Source organism: Microlunatus speluncae, from assembly GCF_009299835.1.
Lineage (GTDB): Bacteria > Actinomycetota > Actinomycetes > Propionibacteriales > Propionibacteriaceae > Microlunatus > Microlunatus speluncae.
In genome coordinates, this window is sequence record NZ_VKCZ01000019.1 from 700,154 (window position 1) to 719,215 (window position 19,062).

A 19,062-nucleotide genomic window follows, 5' to 3' on the forward strand; every position below is an offset into this window, starting at 1 on the left:
TCGTGGGGGGAGAACTAACGCACGGCGGCTCGTCGAGCCCGCGGGTCGAGGAGTCCGTAACAGAGGTCGACGGCCAGGTTGGCGAGGATGATCAGGAAGGCGGAGAAGAGGGTGACCCCGACGATCACCGGCAGATCCAGGTTGCCCACCGCGTCGAGCAGCAGGGCACCGAGTCCGGGCATCGAGAACACCTTCTCGGTGATCACCGCGCCACCGAGCAGGCCGCCGAGGTCGAGCCCGAACACGGTGGCGATCGGCAGCAGCACGTTGCGCAGCGCGTGCCGCGGGATCACTCGGCTCTCCGGCAGGCCCTTGGCCCGGGCGGTCCGGATGTAGTCCTCGTTCAGCACCTCGAGCAGTTGCCCGCGGGTCAACCGGGTGTAGATCGCCGCGTTGAGCAACGCCAGCACGCACCACGGCAGCACCAGATGCCAGAGCCAGTCGATCATGCCGTCACCGATCGGCGAGTAGCCGCCGATCGGCACCATGTCGAGGGTGAAGCCGAACAGCAGGATGCCGAGCAGGCCGACCAGATAGGACGGCGCGGAGACGCCGGCGATCGAGATCGTCATCAGCGATCGGTCCAGCACGCTGCCGCGGCGCAGTGCGGAGACGGTGCCGGTGCCGACGCCGATGATCAACCAGAGCACGGCGGCGCCGATCGCCAGCGACGCGGTCACTCCGAGCCGGTCGAAGATCAGGTCGGTGACCGGGGTGCTGAGCCGGAACGAGTAGCCGAAGCAAGGGGCCGCGCACTCGATCGCCGCCGGCCCGCTGCCGAAGGTCCGGCCCACGACGATGCCGACCGCGAACTCGGCCACCTGGACATACCAGGCCGAGTCGAAGCCCATGAAGGTGCGGGCCTGGAGCAGCCGCTCCGGGGTGCACGGCCGGCCGCAGGCCAGCTGCGCCGGGTCGGCCGGGGACAGGTAGAACACCGCGTAGGTGACGACGGTGAGGATCGCCAGCACCAGCATGATCCCGCCGATCCGGCCGAACAGATAGCGAATCAGGGTCATCGGCCGACCCCGGCCCGGGTGTTGGCCGCGGTCCGCGGATCGAGGGCGTCGCGCAGGCCGTCACCGAACAGATTGAAGCCGAGCGTGATCAGGAACAGAGCCCCGCCGGGAAAGATCAGGAACATCGGATCCGTGCCGACCCAGTTGATCGCCTCGCCGATCGAGCGGCCCCAGGACGGGGTCGGCGGCGGCACACCGACGCCGAGGAACGACAACGCCGCTTCGGTGCCGATCTTGCCCGGGATCGAGATCGTGGCGAAGACGATCACCGTCGCGGCCAGATTGGGCAGCAGTTGCCGGAACAGCACGTGGGCGGTGCCGCCGCCGGCGATCTGCGAGGCGATCACGAAGTTCCGGTTCTTCAGCACCAGCGTTTGCGACCGGACCACTCGGGCGATCGGCGGCCAGCCGAAGAAGCCGATCACGACGATGATCAACACCGGTTTGGGCAGCCAGCCCGGCACGATCGCGCCGAGGGCGATCATGAACACCAGCCCGGGGAAGCCGAAAATGACGTCGGTGGTCCGGCTGAGGATGCGGTCGGTCCAGCCGCCGAAGTAGCCGGCGACCAGGCCGATCACCACGCCGATCGTGACCGAGACGATCGTGGCCGCGAGCCCGACCGCCAGCGAGGTGCGGGAGCCGTGCACGACGATCGCGAACAGGTCCCGGCCGGTCAACGGTTCGACGCCGAACCAGTGCCGCGGGCTGATCCCGCCGGCGAAGCCGGCCGGTGCCCCGGTCGGGTCCAGCGCGGCCAGGTCGTAGGTGTACGGGTCGTGGCCGGACAGCACGGTGATCGCCGGCGCCAGCACGGCGGCGAGGACGAACGCCGCGATCGTGACGGCGCCGAACGCCGCGCCGCGGTCGGCCCAGAGCAGCCGCGCCAGTTGCCGCGGCCCGCGCTCACGGTGCAGCCCGTCAGCGACCACCTCGGTCATCCAGCGGCACCCCATCTCTCGTCCCCGTGGAGCTCAGTCATCTCGGATCGTGCCATGAACCGGTTGAGTTGTGGCAATCCGACCGGCTGGCGGACCATTTCCGATTTAGCCGCCGGATGAGGTAGGGAATCCGGGGGACGGCCGACTCAGGGAGCGGATCGGGTCATTCTGGTGACGGCGGTGTAGTCCTTGCCCGGGCCGGTCACGTCCCAGGTGATGATCAACAGCTCGGGGTCGCCGGGTGCGATGTCGATCACACCGGCGTAGTGATCATCGCCGCAGGGATGTCGTACGGCGACGCCGGGCCGCCAATCGTGGAAGTGGCGGCCATCGGCGAAGGTGACGATCCGGTCGCCGGCCTGCTCGACGAGATAGAGGGTGCGGGTCACCGGGGTCCGGGTCTCGCCCCAGGTCAGGGTGCCGGTTTCCTGCCAGCGGATACGGTCCGGCTCGGCGACGAAGATCATCTCGCCGGTCACCCGCCCCTGGATCCCGTTGCGACGATCATCGATCGCCCGGTCGAAGCTCCAGCGGCCGAGCAGCCAGGCCGGATCCGTCGAGCGTTCGGCCTCGAGCCCGGTCATGATCGGTCCGGGTCGGGCGGCAGGGTGCCGGTGAGACGGGCGGCGGCGGTCGTCATGTGGGCCGCCATCGCCGAGGCGGCGGCATCCGGTTCGCGCCGGCGCAGAGCTTCGTAGACGGCGGCATGCTCTGCGACCGCGACCCGGGCCTGATCGGGGTCCTGGACCGCGCGGTCGACCCAGACCCGGAGCAGCGACCGGACCAGTTGCAGCAGGTCGAGCAGGACGGCGTTGCCGGTGTTGGAGGCCAACAGGTGGTGGAAGGCGAGGTCGGCCTCGACGAACGCCGCGAGGTCGTCGACCCCGGCCCGCATCCCGTCCAGGTGCCGGCCCAGCTCCGCCAGTTGATCATCGTCCAGGCGTTCCGCGGCGAGCCGGGCGGCGAAGATCTCCAGGCCCGATCGGACCTCGATCAGTTCCAGGGTGCTCCGCTCGCCGATCAGCACGCCCCAGCGCAGCGACTGGGGGAGCAGTTCGCTGGCGTTGCCGCGGAGATAGGTGCCCGATCCCGGCCGTACGTCGACGACGCCTAGGATCTCCAGCGCGGCCAGCGCCTCCCGGACCGCGGACCGGCCGACGCCGAGGGTGGTCGCCAGCTGGCGCTCCGGCGGGAGCCGCGTGCCGGGCGCGATCGATCCGCCGGTGAACAGGTCCAGCAGGCGGTTCGCCACGGCGGACACGGCGGTGCCGGTCGGCAACGTGCCGAGCGCCGCACTGATCTCCGCCGACTGATCCCGGTACGCAGGCATGCCGCAAACCCTAATCGCCGCGGATGTGGCCGCCGATCCCGACTTGTCAGAACTCAGTTGCCCTATGGCACAACTCAGTTCTGACAACTCGGTGTGGATAACTTGAATTGGTCAACCGGTTGACAGATTCAGGTACGCGGGTTGAGGATCGAGGGCTATGAGGGCAGCGCAGGGTGGCCAGGAGCCTCGCACGCGGACCGGCGCCGTGGCGGCGGTCGAGCGATCGACGATCCGCAAGATCTCGATCCGACTGGTGCCGTTCGTCGCGCTGATGTTCTTCATCAACTACCTGGATCGGACCGCGATCGGGTTCGCCGCACCGAACGGGATGAACACCGACCTGGCGCTCACCGCCGCCCAGTTCGGCTTCGCGTCCGGGGTCTTCTTCATCGGCTACATCCTGTTGGAGGTGCCGTCCAACCTGGCCCTGCACCGGTTCGGCGCCCGACGGTGGCTGGCCCGGATCATGATCAGCTGGGGCATCGTCGCGGCCCTGTTCACCTGGGTGCAGGGCTTCGAACAGCTGGTCGTGCTGCGGTTCCTGCTCGGGGTCGCCGAGGCCGGCTTCTTCCCCGGCGCGATCCTGTTCCTCAGCTTCTGGGTGCCGGCCCGGCACCGGAGCAAGATCCTGGCCCTGTTCTATCTGGCGCAGCCGCTGACCACGGTGATCGGGGCGCCGCTGGCCGGGGTGTTGATCAACCAGCACGGGGTCTTCTTCGGGCTGGCGGGCTGGCGGTTCATGTTCCTCGGGGTGGCCGTTCCGGCGGTCGTGGTCGGGGTGATCGCGTGGTTCTACCTGAAGGACGGACCGAAGGACGCGCGCTGGCTGACCGACGCCGAGCGCGGCTGGCTGACCGAGGAACTGCGGGCCGAGGACGGCGAGGCGAAGCGGCCGCACACCTCGATCCGACACGCGTTCGGCAGTGGCCGGGTCTGGCTGCTCTCGATCATGTACTTCGGTTTCATCTATGGCCTGTACGCGCTGGCGTTCTTCCTGCCGACGATCATCAAGGGGTTCCAGGAGTCCGCCGGGGTGAAGTTCGACGTGCTGCAGCAGGGCTTGATCACCGCGATCCCGTACCTGCCGGCGGCGGTCGCGTTGTGGTTCTGGTCGCGTGACGTCGCCCGGCGCGGCCTGCGGACCTGGCACCTCGTGATCCCGGCCGTGGCCGGTGCGGTCAGCATCCCGCTGGCCCTGTTCGCCCAGTCGCCGGCGCTGACGATCGCGATCATCACGATCACCGCGATGTCGATCTTCTCGGCGTTGCCGAACTTCTGGACGCTGCCGACCCGGTTCCTGTCCGGCGCCGCGGCCGCGGCCGGGATCGCGTTGATCAACACCGTCGGCAATCTGGCCGGCTTCTCCGCGCCGTACGTGACCGGTGCGGTGCACGACCTGACCGGCGGCTACCAGGTGCCGATGTTCATCGTCGGCGGCTTCCTCGGCCTGTCGGCGATCTTGATGCTGGTGCTGAACCGGCAGGGTAGCGTCACGACTCGAGACCCCGTCGAGGAGGCGCCATGACCCGATTGTTCAACGACCCCACCGAGTTCGCCGACGAGTTCGCCGAGGGGTTCGTCGCCGCGAACCGACACCTGGTGCGGGCCGTGCCCGGCGGCGTGATCCGGGCGACGGAGATCCCGGCCGGCCAGGTCGTCGTGATCACCGGCGGCGGGTCCGGGCACTATCCGGCCTTCGGTGGGCTGGTCGGCCAGGGCCTGGCCCACGGTGCGGCGCTGGGCAACATCTTCGCCTCGCCGTCGGCGCAGCAGGTCTATTCGGTGGCCAAGGCGGCCGAGTCCGGCGGCGGCGTGCTGTTCAGCTACGGCAACTATGCCGGCGACGTGCTCAACTTCGACGCCGCTCAAGATCGACTCCGGGCCGAGGGCATCGCCTGCGAGACGGTCACCGTGACCGACGACATCTCCAGCGCGCCCGCCGCCGAACGTGATCGCCGCCGCGGCGTGGCCGGCGGTCTGTGTGTCTACAAGATCGCGGCGGCCGCCGCGGAGACGGGTCTGGACCTGGCCGAGGTGGTCCGGGTGGCGCAGGCCGCCAACGCCCGGATCCGGTCGGTCGGGGTCGCCTTCGCCGGCTGCACGCTGCCCGGTGCCGGTGCGCCGCTGTTCGAGGTGCCGGCCGGCCGGATGGCGGTCGGGCTGGGCATCCACGGTGAGCCGGGGCTGTCCGAGACCGAGGTGCCGACCGCGGACGGGCTGGCCGAGCTGATGGTCGGCGATCTGCTGGCCGAGCTGCCCGAAGGCCTGGCCGCGCCGGCCGGGGCCCGGGTGGTGCCGGTGCTGAACGGGCTCGGGTCGGTGAAGTACGAGGAGTTGTACGTCGTCTACCGGCGGGTCGCCCGGCTGCTGGAGGATGCCGGGGCCGAGATCGTCGATCCGCAGGTCGGCGAGTTCTGCACCAGCCTGGACATGGCCGGCGCGTCGCTCACCCTGCTCTGGCTGGACGACGAGCTGGAGCCGCTGTGGACCGCGCCGGCCGACACTCCCACGTACAAGAAGGGTTCCGTCACTCGCGCGGCCGTGGTGGTGGAGGACGTGGCGACCGGAGCCGCCTCGGCTGACGTGCCGCCGGCCAGTGAGGAATCCCGGGCCGCCGCCGTGATCATCGACGCGGCGCTGGATGCGGTCCGGACGGTGCTCGACGAGGCCGCCGACGAGCTGGGCCGGCTGGACGCGATCGCCGGCGACGGTGATCACGGCATCGGCATGCAACGCGGCGCCCGGGCCGGCCGGACCGCCGCCGCGGAGGCACTGGCCGCCGGTGCCGGCGCCGGAACGGTGCTGACCCGCGCCGCCGACGCCTGGTCCGACCGGGCCGGCGGCACCTCGGGCGCGCTCTGGGGCGTCGCGCTGCGGGCGCTGGGGGAGCGGTTGGCCGACGCCAAACGGCCGTCGGCGCACTCGGTGGTCGACGCGGTCGGCGCTGCCCGGGACGGCATCATCGGCTACGGCAAGGCCGAGGTCGGCGACAAGACGATGGTCGACGCGCTGGTCCCGTTCGCCGAAACCTTGGCGGCGGCGGTGGACGGCGGTGCGACCCTGGCGGTCGGCTGGCGGCGGGCCGCGGAGAGCGCCGTCGCCGCGGCCGCCGCGACCGCGGATCTCCTGCCCCGCAAGGGAAGGGCGCGGCCGCATGCGGAGAAGAGCCTGGGCACGCCCGATCCCGGAGCGCACTCCTTCGGCCTGATCGTCCGGACCGTGGCCGACGTCCTCGACACCGCGGCGGCCGAATGATCACGCCGCCCAAGATCACGATCGGGATCAGCCTGAAGCTGTATTTCGGCCAGGCCCGCACCCTGGACTGGTCTCACGCGGTTGCCGCGATCGCCCGGGACCGGGCCGAACTGCTGCGCGCCGGGGTCGAGTTGTTCGTGTTGCCGACCTTCCCGGCCCTGGTCCCGGTCCTGCAGGTGATCGGGGACGCCCCGGTGACGGTGGGGGCGCAGGACCTGCACTGGGCCGACAGCGGCGCCTACACGGGTGAGGTGTCCGGGGCCGAGCTGGCCGAGATCGGGGTCCGCACGGTCGAGGTCGGTCATGCCGAGCGGCGCCGGTTGTTCGGCGAGACCGACGAGGTGATCAACCGCAAGACCGGCGCGGCGCTGCGGAACGGGCTGGTGCCGGTGCTCTGCGTCGGTGAGACCGACCGCTTGCCGACCGGTGCGGCGATCACGATCGTCCAAGATCAGATCGCGACGGCCCTGGCCGGCGCGGCGGCCGGACGGGTGATCATCGCGTACGAGCCGGTGTGGGCCATCGGAGCGCCGGAGCCGGCGCCGGATGATCACATCCGCGAGGTGTGCTCGGCCCTGCGCGGATCGCTCGCGCGCCCCGGCTCGGTGATCTACGGCGGCGCCGCGGGCCCCGGCCTGCTCGGCCGGCTCGGCGACGCGGTCGACGGGCTGTTCCTCGGCCGTTATGCCCACGACCCCGAGGCCGTCCGCGCCGTCCTGGACGAGGCGGCCGCTCGCCTTCGCGGGGGTGTGAGCTCGTCATGAATGACTCTGGCACGGAAGGTGTTCGTTCCCTGAGCCTGTCGAAGGGCAAGGTCGATCAGGCCCGCCCTTCGACAAGCTCAGGGAACGAGGACTTGATCGGGCTGGGCAGCTATGCCTTCTTCTGGCGCCATTCCGACCGCGCGCCGAAGCCGCTGACCTTGATCGACGAGCTGCGGCTGACCCGCGAGGCCGGGCTGGCACGATTCCAGATCTGTGACTACGGGCCGCTGCTCGAGTTGTCCGATGCCGAGCTGAGGCAGGCCAAGGCGGTGGCCGACGAGCTCGGGATGGTGCTCGAACTCGGCACCAAGGGCGTCGCCGTCGATCACCTGTCCCGGTTCGTCGAGTTGGCCGTGATCTTCGAGGCCCGGCTGTTGCGCAGCATGGTGTTGCCGGCCGATCTCGATCATGGACTCGACGGAGTGGAGGACGGGTTGCGCCGGATCCTGTCGCGCTGTGCGGACGCGGGGGTCACCCTGGCTCTGGAGACGTACGAGCAGCTGCCGTCCACCGAGCTGGTCGCCCTGATCGAGCAGGTCGGCGATCCGGCGCTGGGCATCTGTCTGGATCCGGCCAACAACGTCGCCGGTCTGGAACAGCCGCGGGCGGTGGTCGAGCGCTGTGCCCCGTACACGAAAAACGTGCACGTCAAGGATTTCGCGTTCACCCGGTCCGGCGGCTGGATCGGCTTCACCCTGGAAGGTGCGCCGCTCGGCACCGGGCTGCTCGATCTTGATCACCTGCTGGCCACGGTCGATCCGGTCGGCCGCGGCATCTCCATGATCGTCGAGCACTGGCTGACCTGGCGCGGCGACTTCGCCGAGACCGCCCGGCTGGAACGCGACTGGACCGACCACACGATCACCCGACTCGAGGAGAGCCTGCCATGACCACGACAACCGACCAGCTGACGATCGCCGTGATCGGCGCCGGCGGCAAGATGGGGATGCGGATCTCCAACAATCTGGCCAAGACCGAGCATGTCGTCCGCTACGCCGAGACCTCGCCGGCCGGCCGAGAGCGGGTCGGCGCCGCCGGTCGCGAGGTGATCGACTCCGCCGCGGCGGTGCCGGGCGCGGACGTGATCGTGCTCGCCGTACCCGATCTTGCCCTCGGCCCGGTGACCGAGCAGCTGGTGCCGCTGGCCGACCCGGGCGCGATCGTGCTCACCCTTGACCCCGCGGCCGCGTACGCCGGCCTGTTGACCACCCGGGACGACGTGATCATGGGTGTCGCCCACCCCTGCCACCCGTCGATCTTCCTGGAGCGGACCAGCAAGGAGGAGTGGGCCGACACCTTCGGCGGCATCGCCGCGCCGCAGGACGCCGTGGCCGCGATCGAATCCGACGACGCCGGCAAGAAGTCGATCTTGGAGACCGTGATCCGGGCGATCTATGCCCCGGTGATCGACGTGCACTGGGTCACCGTGAAGCAGTTGGCCCAGCTCGAACCGACCCTGGTCGAAACCATCGCCTGCATGATCGGCCGGCTGCTGAACGAGGCGCTGGACGAGGCCGTGCACACGATGGGCGTCCCGGAGCCGGCCGCCCGCGCCATGCTGCTCGGCCACACCCAGGTCGCCCTGGCCAACGGTCTCCGCGGCGACAACCCGTCAGCGACGCCTGCCTGATCGCGATGGACTACGGCCGCGAGGCGATCGTCAAGGACGACTGGAAGAAGATCTTCACCGACGAGGAACTGGACCAGAACCTGGCCCGAATGCTCCACCTCGACACCCTCCACCGCTGACCCCACACTGACAAGTCGGCTGGAGGTGGGGTCATCGGCGGTCTGGGTATGATCCTTCTTCCTTGTCGGCTGCAGTAGGAAGGTCTTGATGGACCCCGGTAGTACCAGCCCCCGATCGGCGCGGCACGAAGCGGCGAGAGGGGGATCTTGATGTACTGGCTGCTGTCCCTACTGCTCGGCCTGGTGGTCGTGCTGGCGATCACCGCCGTGACTGGCTATTTCGTGGCCCAGGAATTCGCCTACATGGCGGTCGACCGGTCCCGGCTCGCGGCGCGGGCCGAGGCCGGCGACCGAGCCGCGCGGCGCGCGCTGACGGTCACCCGCCGGACCTCGTTCATGCTGTCCGGAGCCCAACTCGGAATCACCGTCACCGGCCTGCTGGTCGGCTACGTGGCCGAGCCGCTGATCGGTGACGCCCTGGGGTCCGCCCTCGGCGGCGTGCGCGTCCCGGCTGGGTTCGGCATCGCGATCGGCACCATCACCGCGCTGTTGATCTCCACTCTGATTCAAATGCTGTTCGGTGAGCTGTTCCCGAAGAACCTGGCGATCGCCCGGCCGGAACCGGTGGCACTGTGGCTGGCCCGGTCGACCACGATCTACCTGACCGTCTTCGGCTGGTTGATCAGCATCTTCGACCGGGCTTCCAACCGGCTGCTCCGGCTGATCAAGATCGAGCCGGTGCATGATGTGGAGCACGCCGCGACGGCCCGGGACCTGGCCCACATCGTGGCCGAGTCCAGCGACAGCGGGGTGCTGCCGGCGGACCTGTCCACGCTGCTTGATCGGATCATCGACTTCCCGCAGCGCGACGTCGAGCACGCCATGATCCCGGCCCCGCGGGTGGACACGGTCGCCGCGACCGACGACCTCACCCGGGTCCGGTCGCTGATGCGGACCGGGCACTCCCGCTACCCGGTGGTCGACGCGGACGGCGACATCCTGGGGGTGGCCCACCTGCTCGACCTGTTGCCGGTCGGGCCGGATCGCGCGGCCGAGCCGGTGACTTCGATCATGCGCCCGGCCGTTCTCGTACCGACCGCGATGTCGCTGCCGAACGCCTTGCGCCATCTGACCGCGAACGATGCCGAGCTGGCCTGTGTGGTCGACGAATACGGCGGGATGGCAGGGATCCTCACCATCGAGGATCTGGCCGAAGAGGTCGTCGGCGACATCAACGACGAGCACGATCCGGCCGGGCCGAACCGGGCCGAGGTGGTGGCGGACGGCGACGGCTGGCTCGTCGCCGGTGATCTTCATCTGGACGAGGTCGAGCGGGTGCTGTCGTACGACCTGCCGCGCGGTGACTTCGAGACCGTCGCCGGGCTGGTGATCGCCGAACACGGAGCGCTGCCCGAACCCGGCACCCGCGTCGTCGTGCGGCTGCCGATCGACCCGGCGGAGCTGAGCCATTCGGAGGATCCGGTGCCGCACCGGATGACCGTGGAAATCCTCGAAGTGGAGCGTCACGTGCCGTCCCGGGTCAAGATCACGATCGAGACCGATCATGCTTCGACCGCGATCAACTCGGAGGCGGCCCGATGAATGATCATCCCGCCGTCATTGTTCCGATCACCGTCGGGCTGATCCTGCTCAGCGCGTTCTTCGTCGCCGTGGAGTTCGCTCTGCTCGCCGCCAAGCGGCACCGGCTGGAGGACGCCGCTGCGAGCAGCCGTTCGGCTCGGGCGGCGTTGCGCAGCTCGACCGAACTGACCGTGCTGCTCGCCGGCGCCCAACTCGGCATCACCGCGGTCACCGTGGCGCTCGGCGCGATCACCAAGCCCGCCGTGCACCACTGGCTGATGGTGCCGCTGGAGGTGCTCAACCTGCCCACGGTCGTGGCCGACGTGATCTCCTTCCTGCTCGCGTTGTTCATCGTCACGTTCGTGCATCTGGTGGTCGGAGAGATGGCGCCGAAGTCCTGGGCGATCGCGCATCCGGAGCACTCGGCGACGCTGCTGGCGCTGCCGATGCGGGCCTTCATGGCGGTCACCAGACCGTTGCTGCGGGCCCTGAACAGTGCCGCGAACTGGTGCCTGCGCCGGGTCGGGGTCGCGCCGGTGGACGAGCTGGCGACGGGCCAGACCAGCGACGACCTACGCCAACTGGTCGAGCACTCGGCCAACGTCGGGGCGCTGGACGCCAGATTCTCCGCCCAGCTCACGGAAGCCCTGCAGCTGGAACGGATCACGGTGGCGGAGCTGGTGCCGGCCGGCAGCAGTCCGGTCACGGTGCCGCCTGGTGCGAGGGTGGCCGAGGTGCAGCGGATCGCCGCCGAATCCGGCCACCAACGGATCGTGGTCGTCGACTCCGGCAAGCCGCTCGGCATGATCCACGTCCGTGACACGCTGGCCGAATCCGGTGGCCGGCCGATCGACTCGCTGATCCGGCCGGTGTTGCAGCTGCCGACGACAACCACGGTCGCCTCGGCGCTGGCGACGATGAAGGAGACCAACACCCAGTTGGCGGTGGCCACCACCGACACCGAGCCGTTGGCCGGCGTGGTCACTATTACGGACGTCCTCCGCCGCCTGCTCCCCGTCGGCGACCCGGCCTGACCCGCCGGTTTCGGCGATAGGATCGGTGATCATGGTGCGGCTGGTGACGGTGGTGGTGTGCCCGGAGCGGAAGGTGTTCTGGGCCGACGGGGAAGGGCCCGCGAAGTGCGCGGCGCCGGACCATGATCATCAACGGCGCGAGGTGCATCGGCATCATGACATCGTCGAGCTGCCTGATGGTGCCGTCGTGACCGCCGTTTCGTTCGACTCGGCGGATCCGTACGCCCGGGATCGGCAGCCCGACCACGGCCTCTATCTGGACCAGGCCTGGCAGCCGCCGTGGCCGCATGATCATCTGGACTGGCCCGACTTCGGTGTCCCCGCCGATCCGGACGCCATGATCACGATCCTGCGCCGCGTCCTGGACCGCGCCCGGGCGGGCGAGCGGGTCGAGCTCGGCTGCCTGGGTGGTCACGGCCGCACCGGCACCGCCCTCGCCGCTCTGGCGGTCCTCACCGGCGTTCCGCCCGCCGAGGCCGTCACCTGGACCCGTACCCACTACTGCCCCCAGGCCGTGGAAACCCCGGCCCAAGCGACCTTGATCACCCACCTCCCGCCGACTTGTCAGAACTGAGTTGTGCCATAGGGCAACTCAGTTCTGACAAGACGGCGGGGAAGTGGGGATGGGGGTCAGCGGGCGGCTAGTTGCTTCTCCAGGTCGGCCTTGATCTGATCACCGCCACGCTTGTGCCACTCGGCCTTGAACGCGGCGAAGTCGGACATCGGGCGGCGGCCGGAGACGATCTGGTTGATGTAGTCGTCGCTGATCTTCTCCAGCACGCCGCCGAGCCGGTCGCCGACCTCGGAGGGCAGGCTGCCGATCGGGTTGTCGAAGCCGTCGGCGGCCAGCGCCTCGGCGAAGGCCAGGGCGTCGGAGAAGCCGGTCGGGGTGCCGGGGTAGTAGTAGGCGTGCGGGTACTGGGTCAGCCCGGTCAACTCGGCCTGCAGGGTCGGGTCGTCGACCGAGGTCGGCACATGATCTTTGTCGTAGTTCCAGTGCCGGCCCTCGATGCCGAACCGGTTGGCCATGTATTCCTTGGTGCCGAAGCAGGCGCTCAGGTAGTCGATGCAGCGCAGGATCGTCTCCACCCGGCCCGGCTTCTCGGCGGCCTTGGCCGAGATGCCCCAGCGGGAGAACCAGCCGGTGGTGTTGACCCACTTGCACTTCCCGCCGTCGTGGCCCGGCGGCAGCAGGGTGGCGATGCCGTCACCCTTCTCGAGCATCTTGCGGCCGTCCGAGGTTGCGGTGAACGCCCAGCCGAGGCCGCCCTTGGCGATCCCGATCTGATTCGAGTTGAACATGCCGAGGACCTTGATCTCCTGCGCGTCCAGGGCCAGCGCGTCCGGGTGATAGCCACCGGCGGCCCACAGCTCGCGGCACCAGGTGATCGCGGCCTCGTACTCCGGGGTGTCGATCCGGGCGACCAGACCGCCGTCGGTGAGTTGCCATTCCGGGCCGACGCGGAACATCGCCAGGATGAAGGCCATGATCGATCCGGGGAAGGCGCCGATGCCGTACGGGGTCTGGCCGTTCTGCGGCGGGATCGCCTTCGGGATGTTGATCAGGAACTCGCGGAACTCCTCGGCGTTGGTCGGCGGCCCGGCCAGCCCGATCTTCTTGGCCCAGTCGCCGCGGTGGATGAAGACCGTGTCCACGGCCGGCACCGGGTTGGTGATTCCCATCACCCGGCCGTTGATCATGGTGTTCTTCCAGGCGTCCTCAGCTGTGTTGGCGGCCAGGTTGGGATAGTTCTGCATCTTGTCGCCGGCCAGGAAGTCGGTCAGATCGGCGAAGGCGCCCTGCTTCAGCGCCTTGTCGCCGATCGGGTTCGGCAGCAGGTTGGTCACGTCGGGCAGGTCTCCGCCGGCCAGCAGCGTGGCCAGTTTCGACTCGTACGCGTCAGACGGGCCCCAGACCATCTTCAGGTCCATCCCGAGCCGTTCGTTCAGGTCCTTCCAGAAGGGATTCTGGCCGACCGGCGGAGGCGGTGGCGACCAGATGATCGAAAACATCGACATCGACGTCCCGTCGCCGGGCTTCTCCGGCCAGGACGCGCGCAACGGGTCCGGGACCTTGGCGTACGCGTTCGGCAGGCCCGGGACCTGGCTCTTGATCTCTCCGTCCACCGGCGGCGCCGGGATGAACTTCGGCACCTGGCCGGTGTTGCCGCCACTGGCCGCCGGCTGCGGGGCGCCGCCCTCGCCGGTGATCGCCGAGCAGCCGGTGCCGAGCACGGCGAGCGAACCCAGCCCGGCCTGCAGTATCCGTCGCCGTCCCAGCGTCCCTCCGCCGGACGACACAATCTGATCACTCATGGTGGCCTCTCCGCGTGTGCCGGCGATCATCCCTTGATCGCACCGGTCAGCACGCCCTTGGTGAAGTACTTCTGCAGGAAGGGATAGACGAGCAGGATCGGCAGCACGGCGAGCACGACGACCGCCATCTGTACCGATTCCGGCTGGGGTGGAGTGTGGTTCGGGTCCTCGATCTGCGGCATCGGGGATCCCTGCACCACATAGAGATTGAGCACCAACTGGATCGGCCACTTGGTCGAGTCGTTGATGTAGAGCAGCGCGGTGAAGAACGTGTTCCAGTAGCCGACGGCGTAGAACAGGGCGATCACTGCGCTGACCGCCTTGGACAGCGGCAGCACGATGCTGGTGAAGATCTGCCGGTCGTTGCAGCCGTCGATCCGGGCCGCCTCGATCAGCTCCCTGGGCAACTGCAGATAGAAGTTGCGCAGCACCACCAGGTTGAACGCGCTGATCAGGCCGGGCAGGATCATCGCCGCATACGAGTCGAGCAGGCCGAGGCTCTTGATCAACAAGAAGTTGGGGATCATGCCGGCGCCGAACAGCATGGTGAACAGCGCCAGATACAAGATCACCCGCATCCCGGGCAGGTCGGCGGTCCGGGTCAGACCGTACGCCATCATCGACGTGGCAACCATCGAGCAGGCGGTGCCGATCACGGTCACCCCGATCGAGACCAGCAGCGCCCGGGTGACGATCCCGCCGCGCAGGATCGAGGCGTAGGCCTCCACGCTGAAGACCCGCGGCAACAGCCCGCCGAAGTCCACCTCGGCCGAGTCCGCCAGGGACACGGCGATCACGTTCAGGAACGGATAGAGCATCAGCACGGTGATCGCGACGATGACGATGATCTTGAGCGCCTGGACGATCGCCGGCGGCTTGCCGACCCAGATCGGCCGGGTCTCCTTGATCCGGGGGCGTCTGGTCCTGATCTTGGACGGGCTCAGCACCTCGGTGACTCCGGCCATCAGAACAGTCCCTCCGCGCCGAACCGCTTGGACAGGGAGTTCGCCCCGAGCACCAGCAGGGTGCCGACCACGCCCTTGACCAGGCCGACCGCGGTGGAGAAGCCCCAGTCGCTGCCGATCACCCCGCGGAAGTAGACGAACGTGTCGAGCACCTCGGCCGCATCGGCGCCGACCGTGTTGTACTGCAGATAGATCTGCTCGAAGCCGACGGTGAGCACGTCGCCCAACCGCAAGATCAACAGCAGCAGGATCACCGGCAGCAGACCGGGCAGCGTGACGTGCACGATCCGGCGCCAGGCCCCGGCCCCGTCGACGGCCGCGCTCTCGTACAGCTCGGTCGGGATGGTGGTCAGCGCGGCGAAGAAGATGATCGTGCCCCAGCCGGAGTCCTTCCAGATCACCTGTGAGGTGACCAACAGCTGGAAGGTCTCCGGGTTGCTCATGATGTTGACGTGGTCGAAGCCGATCCGGCCGAGCAGGTCGGACACGACGCCGGTGCCGCCGAGGATCTGCTGCCAGATCGAGATCACGATCACCCAGGAGATGAAGTGCGGCAGGTAGACGACCGACTGCAGCCAGCGCTTCACCCGGGTGCTGATCAGCGAGTTGAGCAGCAGGGCGAGGGCGATCGGCGCCGGGAAGGCGAAGATGATCTGCAGTAGCGACAGCTGCAAGGTGTTGATCACCGCATGGCCGACGTCGGGATCGCTGATCAGCCGGGCGAAGTTCTCCAGGCCGACCCACGGGCTGTTGGCGAAGCCGAGGAAGGGCGAGTAGTCCTGGAAGGCCGCGACGTTGCCGAGCATCGGCACGTAGGCGAAGACGACGAAGAAGATCAGCCCGGGCAGCACGAACGCGTACATCCGCCAATGCCGGCGGGCCAACAGCCAGCGGCTGTGCCGGGTCCGCGATCTCGGGATCCGTTCAGCCGGCGGTTGATCGGGCGCACCGGGTCGGGCGACTCCGGACCGCACCGGCACCCGGCGCAGCGTCCGGCTGGCATCGCTGGTCACTGACGCTCCTCGTCGCTCTGATTCGTTCCTCGGCCCATCGTCTGCCCGGCGCAACAACGGCCACAACCGCCAGGTTTAGACCAGTTGTGGCGCTCTCGCGCTGATCACGGGGCAGACTGGTTCAGCACAGTTGGGTAGGTTGGGCGACACTCGGCCGGACGGGAGGCTTCCGGTACGCGAGGATGGATGCCGGAAGGAGACCGCGGTGACGCAGGATTCGGTGACCTCGAAGGTGGATCTGGTCCGGACCCAGCTGTTGAACCTGATCGATCAGACCGAGGAGGGTACGGCGCTACCGTCCGAACGCGCTCTGGCGGAGCGATTCCAGGTGGCCCGGATGACGCTGCGCCGGGCCATGGATGATCTTGCCTATGACGGACTGCTGGTCCGGCAGCACGGCCGCGGCGTGTTCACGGCTCGGCCGAAGGTGGCGGGCCGGCTCGCCGTCACCTCGTTCACCGAGGACACCCGGCGCCGCGGCCTCACTCCGGGGACGCGGGTCATCGCCTTCCGCAAGGGACGGGCCGATCGCAACGTGGCCCGGCAGTTGCGGATCCCGGTCAACGACTTCGCCTACTTCTACTCCCGGCTGCGGCTGGCCGACGGCATCCCGATGGCGTTGCAGCACTGCACGCTGGTCGCGGACGCCGTGCCCGATCTGACCGAGGAGGACCTGGCCGGATCGCTGTACGAGTCGCTGGAGCGGCGCTACGGCGTCAAGATCAACGGGGCCACCGTCGACCTCGAGGCGGTCACCCCGGATGCCCGGACCGCGGAGTTGTTGGACATCCCGATCACCCAGCCATGCATCCAATTGCGGGGTTTCGGACTGGACCAGAGCGGCCGCGTGGTGGAGATCGGACGCAGCCTGTTCCGCGGTGATCGTTACCGGCTGAGCAGCTCCTTCTCCCGGGCCGAGCCCGGTCCGCGGCGGACCGCTTCGAAGACGCAGTAGCGCACCCGCGGGGACGGAGGAGCTCATGATCAGCTGGTCTAATCCGGATCGCCGGAGTGGCTGTCGAGAGCGGTCCCGGCCGAATAACTTCGACCCGACAGTACGGAGTGCCGGGATCGGGCACCGAACCACGAGGCGGTCATGACGCGCTGGATAGCGATCGACGCGGGCCAGACGACGGTCCGGGCCCGTACGTCGTGGTTGCCGGGCGTGCTGACCGCCGACGGATTCCGTGATCTTGCCGACGCTCCGGTCGCTGCCGCCCTCGGCGCCGTCCGGCCGATCCTGGCCGAGTTCGGTCTGGTGGAGCAGCCGCTGGTGGTGGCGATCGGTCACACCGGTCTGCCGGAATCCACGACAGAGCTGGAAGAACTGGCGGAGCTGGTCGCGGAGTCGCTGGGCGAGGATCCGGTCGGCGCGAGCGATTCCATGATCGACGTACGGCTGTTCCCGGACTCGGTCACCGCTCATGCCGGCGCCCTGTCCGGCCGGCCGGGGGTGGTGCTCGCAGCCGGGACCGGAGCCGTCTGTCTCGGAGTCGACCAGGACGGCCGGTCGGTCCGGGCCGACGGTGTCGGGCATTGGATCGGCGACGAGGGCAGCGCCTTCGATCTCGGTCGGTCCGGCCTGCGGTTGGCCGCGCGGCACGATGACGGCCGCGAGCCGGCACCGGCGCTGCACGAGGCGGCCCGCCACTATCTGCTCGACGAGCTCGCACTGGCGGGCGAGTTCGGTCCGGCGTTGCGCCGGCTGTGCTGGGTGCCGGACCGGGTCCGGCTGACCGCGGCGTTCGCTCGCCAGGTGATCGACTGCCACCGGGCCGGTGATCAATCCGCCGGCCGGTTGTTGGACCGGGCCGGCGCCGCGCTGGCCGAGACCGTCAGCGCGTGCTGTGCTCGGATCGATCCGCCGCCGGCGGAACGCCGGATCGCCTGCGTCGGTGGGATGTTCACCGCTGGCGACGACCTGCTGCGCCCGTTGTCCGCCGCGCTGGACCTGCCCGACTGGCAACTCGTGCCGGCCGCCGGCACGGTGCTGGACGGAGTCGTCCGGCTGGCCCAGGAAACGAACGGAATCCACTCCTCGCTCGGCCACCTTCGGAAGGGACCCCGATGAACGCCTCGGAACGAATCCGCGCCACGTCGCTCAACGGTGCAACCGCACCGCGGATCCGCTCGTTCACTGATCAGATTCCGCGGAACGGCTTGATCGTTTCCTGCCAGGCGACGCCGGGATCGCCGCTGCGGGAGTCGATGATCATGGCCCTGATGGCCGAGTCGGCCGAGCTCGGTGGCGCCGCCGGAGTGCGGGCCAACGGCGCCGCCGACGTCGCGCTGATCAGCTCCCGGGTCGCGCTGCCGCTGATCGGGATCAACAAGCTGGGCGACCCGGACGACGTGTTCATCACGCCGACGGCCGAAGCGGCGCTGGAGGTGGTCGAGGCCGGCGCGACGATCATCGCGCTGGACGGGACCGAACGGCGCCGCCCCGACGGCACCGCTCTGGCCGAGCAGATCGCCCAGATCCGGGAACGGTCCGAGGTGCCGATCATGGCCGACGTGGACACGGTCGATGCCGGCCTGGCCGCCCGTCGCGCGGGCGCGGACGTGGTCGCCTCGACCCTGTCCGGCTACACCGATGGGTCCGGCCCCGGTGGCCCGGGCCCGGACCTGGAACTCGTCTCCGCCCTGGCCGCCGCGCTGGACTGCCCGATCGTCGCCGAGGGCCGGATCCGGGACGAGTCCGAGGCCCTGGCCGCCCTGGCCGCCGGCGCGTACGCGGTCGTCGTCGGCAGCGCGATCACCAACCCCGTCCTGACCACCCGCCGCTTCGTCGACCGCCTCGACACCTTCGCCAAAACCACCTGACCCCGAAGTGTTCGTTCCCTGAGCCTGTCGAAGGGCAGGCCAGACCGCTCCGTTCTCCCGGCGGTTTCGGCCTGACGGCCGGGAAAGACGCGGCAAGGACGGGCGGGGCCGCGGTCGGTGGGGAATCGCGGCCGGGTTCCGGTCCGGGCGAGGCACGCCAGAGGTCGGCCGGAGCTGTTTCAGCTGCTGGGGGTGCTTCGGGGTCGTCGAGTGTGAACTTTTCGACCTCGATCTTCGGGCAAATTCATACGGTCGAGACAACATTCGTGTCGAGAGCGGAGTTGTTGGCGATGGTGAAGTTGTTTCCGGTGGGGACGCGGGATCGGTTCATT

19 protein-coding genes are annotated in these 19,062 nt (G+C 69.2%); 12 read left to right on the forward strand and 7 right to left on the reverse strand.

Going from position 1 to position 19,062, the window contains the following annotated elements; genetic code table 11:
• Positions 1 to 14: 14 nt before the first annotated feature.
• From FNH24_RS25450 to FNH24_RS25465, 4 genes are all read right to left on the reverse strand, one after another.
• Positions 15 to 1,019: an ABC transporter permease gene (locus FNH24_RS25450; RefSeq protein ID WP_152365009.1), complete on the reverse strand. Its 1,005-nt coding sequence runs from the start codon at positions 1,017 to 1,019 to the stop codon at positions 15 to 17.
• Positions 1,016 to 1,960: an ABC transporter permease gene (locus FNH24_RS25455; RefSeq protein ID WP_152365010.1), complete on the reverse strand. Its 945-nt coding sequence runs from the start codon at positions 1,958 to 1,960 to the stop codon at positions 1,016 to 1,018. The genes FNH24_RS25450 and FNH24_RS25455 overlap by 4 nt, the downstream gene beginning before the upstream one ends.
• 146 nt (positions 1,961 to 2,106) lie before the next feature.
• Positions 2,107 to 2,544, reverse strand: coding sequence for a DUF6314 family protein (locus tag FNH24_RS25460; RefSeq protein WP_152365011.1), 438 nt, complete (start codon positions 2,542 to 2,544; stop codon positions 2,107 to 2,109).
• The gene (locus FNH24_RS25465; protein WP_152365012.1) at positions 2,541 to 3,290 is read right to left on the reverse strand and encodes a FadR/GntR family transcriptional regulator; all 750 of its coding nucleotides are present in this window, start codon (positions 3,288 to 3,290) and stop codon (positions 2,541 to 2,543) included. Before FNH24_RS25465 ends, FNH24_RS25460 begins: the two co-directional genes overlap by 4 nt.
• A gap of 157 nt (positions 3,291 to 3,447) precedes the next feature.
• Between FNH24_RS25465 and FNH24_RS25470 the strand changes: the two genes are divergently transcribed.
• The 9 genes from FNH24_RS25470 (at position 3,448) to FNH24_RS25505 (ending at position 12,187) form a co-directional block, all read left to right on the forward strand.
• The gene (locus tag FNH24_RS25470; protein ID WP_152365013.1) at positions 3,448 to 4,815 is read left to right on the forward strand and encodes an MFS transporter; all 1,368 of its coding nucleotides are present in this window, start codon (positions 3,448 to 3,450) and stop codon (positions 4,813 to 4,815) included.
• A complete protein-coding gene (locus tag FNH24_RS25475; RefSeq protein ID WP_152365014.1) occupies positions 4,812 to 6,545 on the forward strand; it encodes a dihydroxyacetone kinase family protein in 1,734 nt (577 codons plus the stop codon). Before FNH24_RS25470 ends, FNH24_RS25475 begins: the two co-directional genes overlap by 4 nt.
• Positions 6,542 to 7,309, forward strand: a complete 768-nt coding sequence (locus FNH24_RS25480; protein WP_152365015.1) for a triose-phosphate isomerase family protein — start codon at positions 6,542 to 6,544, stop codon at positions 7,307 to 7,309. The genes FNH24_RS25475 and FNH24_RS25480 overlap by 4 nt, the downstream gene beginning before the upstream one ends.
• The gene (locus FNH24_RS25485) at positions 7,306 to 8,199 is read left to right on the forward strand and encodes a sugar phosphate isomerase/epimerase family protein (protein WP_152365016.1); all 894 of its coding nucleotides are present in this window, start codon (positions 7,306 to 7,308) and stop codon (positions 8,197 to 8,199) included. Before FNH24_RS25480 ends, FNH24_RS25485 begins: the two co-directional genes overlap by 4 nt.
• Positions 8,196 to 8,939, forward strand: coding sequence for a phosphogluconate dehydrogenase C-terminal domain-containing protein (locus tag FNH24_RS25490; protein WP_217428505.1), 744 nt, complete (start codon positions 8,196 to 8,198; stop codon positions 8,937 to 8,939). The genes FNH24_RS25485 and FNH24_RS25490 overlap by 4 nt, the downstream gene beginning before the upstream one ends.
• A gap of 5 nt (positions 8,940 to 8,944) precedes the next feature.
• Complete coding sequence (locus tag FNH24_RS32505) at positions 8,945 to 9,058, forward strand: phosphogluconate dehydrogenase C-terminal domain-containing protein (RefSeq protein ID WP_217428507.1); 114 nt, start codon at positions 8,945 to 8,947, stop codon at positions 9,056 to 9,058.
• A gap of 150 nt (positions 9,059 to 9,208) precedes the next feature.
• The gene (locus FNH24_RS25495) at positions 9,209 to 10,600 is read left to right on the forward strand and encodes a hemolysin family protein (protein ID WP_152365017.1); all 1,392 of its coding nucleotides are present in this window, start codon (positions 9,209 to 9,211) and stop codon (positions 10,598 to 10,600) included.
• A complete protein-coding gene (locus FNH24_RS25500; protein ID WP_152365018.1) occupies positions 10,597 to 11,613 on the forward strand; it encodes a CNNM domain-containing protein in 1,017 nt (338 codons plus the stop codon). The genes FNH24_RS25495 and FNH24_RS25500 overlap by 4 nt, the downstream gene beginning before the upstream one ends.
• A 31-nt stretch (positions 11,614 to 11,644) precedes the next feature.
• Complete coding sequence (locus FNH24_RS25505; RefSeq protein WP_152365019.1) at positions 11,645 to 12,187, forward strand: protein-tyrosine phosphatase family protein; 543 nt, start codon at positions 11,645 to 11,647, stop codon at positions 12,185 to 12,187.
• 56 nt (positions 12,188 to 12,243) lie between these two features.
• Here the strand turns inward: FNH24_RS25505 and FNH24_RS25510 are convergent, their stop codons facing one another.
• The 3 genes from FNH24_RS25510 to FNH24_RS25520 are packed head-to-tail and all read right to left on the reverse strand — an operon-like array spanning position 12,244 to position 15,907.
• Positions 12,244 to 13,929, reverse strand: a complete 1,686-nt coding sequence (locus FNH24_RS25510) for an extracellular solute-binding protein (RefSeq protein WP_161606311.1) — start codon at positions 13,927 to 13,929, stop codon at positions 12,244 to 12,246.
• A gap of 26 nt (positions 13,930 to 13,955) precedes the next feature.
• A complete protein-coding gene (locus FNH24_RS25515; protein WP_152365021.1) occupies positions 13,956 to 14,894 on the reverse strand; it encodes a carbohydrate ABC transporter permease in 939 nt (312 codons plus the stop codon).
• Positions 14,894 to 15,907 (reverse strand): ABC transporter permease, encoded by a 1,014-nt coding sequence (locus FNH24_RS25520; RefSeq protein ID WP_246187056.1) that lies wholly within the window; start codon positions 15,905 to 15,907, stop codon positions 14,894 to 14,896. Before FNH24_RS25520 ends, FNH24_RS25515 begins: the two co-directional genes overlap by 1 nt.
• A gap of 205 nt (positions 15,908 to 16,112) precedes the next feature.
• Here FNH24_RS25520 and FNH24_RS25525 point away from each other — a divergent pair, with 205 nt between their 5' ends.
• From FNH24_RS25525 to FNH24_RS25535, 3 genes are all read left to right on the forward strand, one after another.
• Positions 16,113 to 16,862, forward strand: a complete 750-nt coding sequence (locus FNH24_RS25525; RefSeq protein WP_152365022.1) for a GntR family transcriptional regulator — start codon at positions 16,113 to 16,115, stop codon at positions 16,860 to 16,862.
• A gap of 141 nt (positions 16,863 to 17,003) precedes the next feature.
• The gene (locus tag FNH24_RS25530; RefSeq protein WP_152365023.1) at positions 17,004 to 17,978 is read left to right on the forward strand and encodes an N-acetylglucosamine kinase; all 975 of its coding nucleotides are present in this window, start codon (positions 17,004 to 17,006) and stop codon (positions 17,976 to 17,978) included.
• The gene (locus FNH24_RS25535) at positions 17,975 to 18,730 is read left to right on the forward strand and encodes an N-acetylmannosamine-6-phosphate 2-epimerase (RefSeq protein WP_175047917.1); all 756 of its coding nucleotides are present in this window, start codon (positions 17,975 to 17,977) and stop codon (positions 18,728 to 18,730) included. Before FNH24_RS25530 ends, FNH24_RS25535 begins: the two co-directional genes overlap by 4 nt.
• Positions 18,731 to 19,062 lie beyond the last annotated feature (332 nt).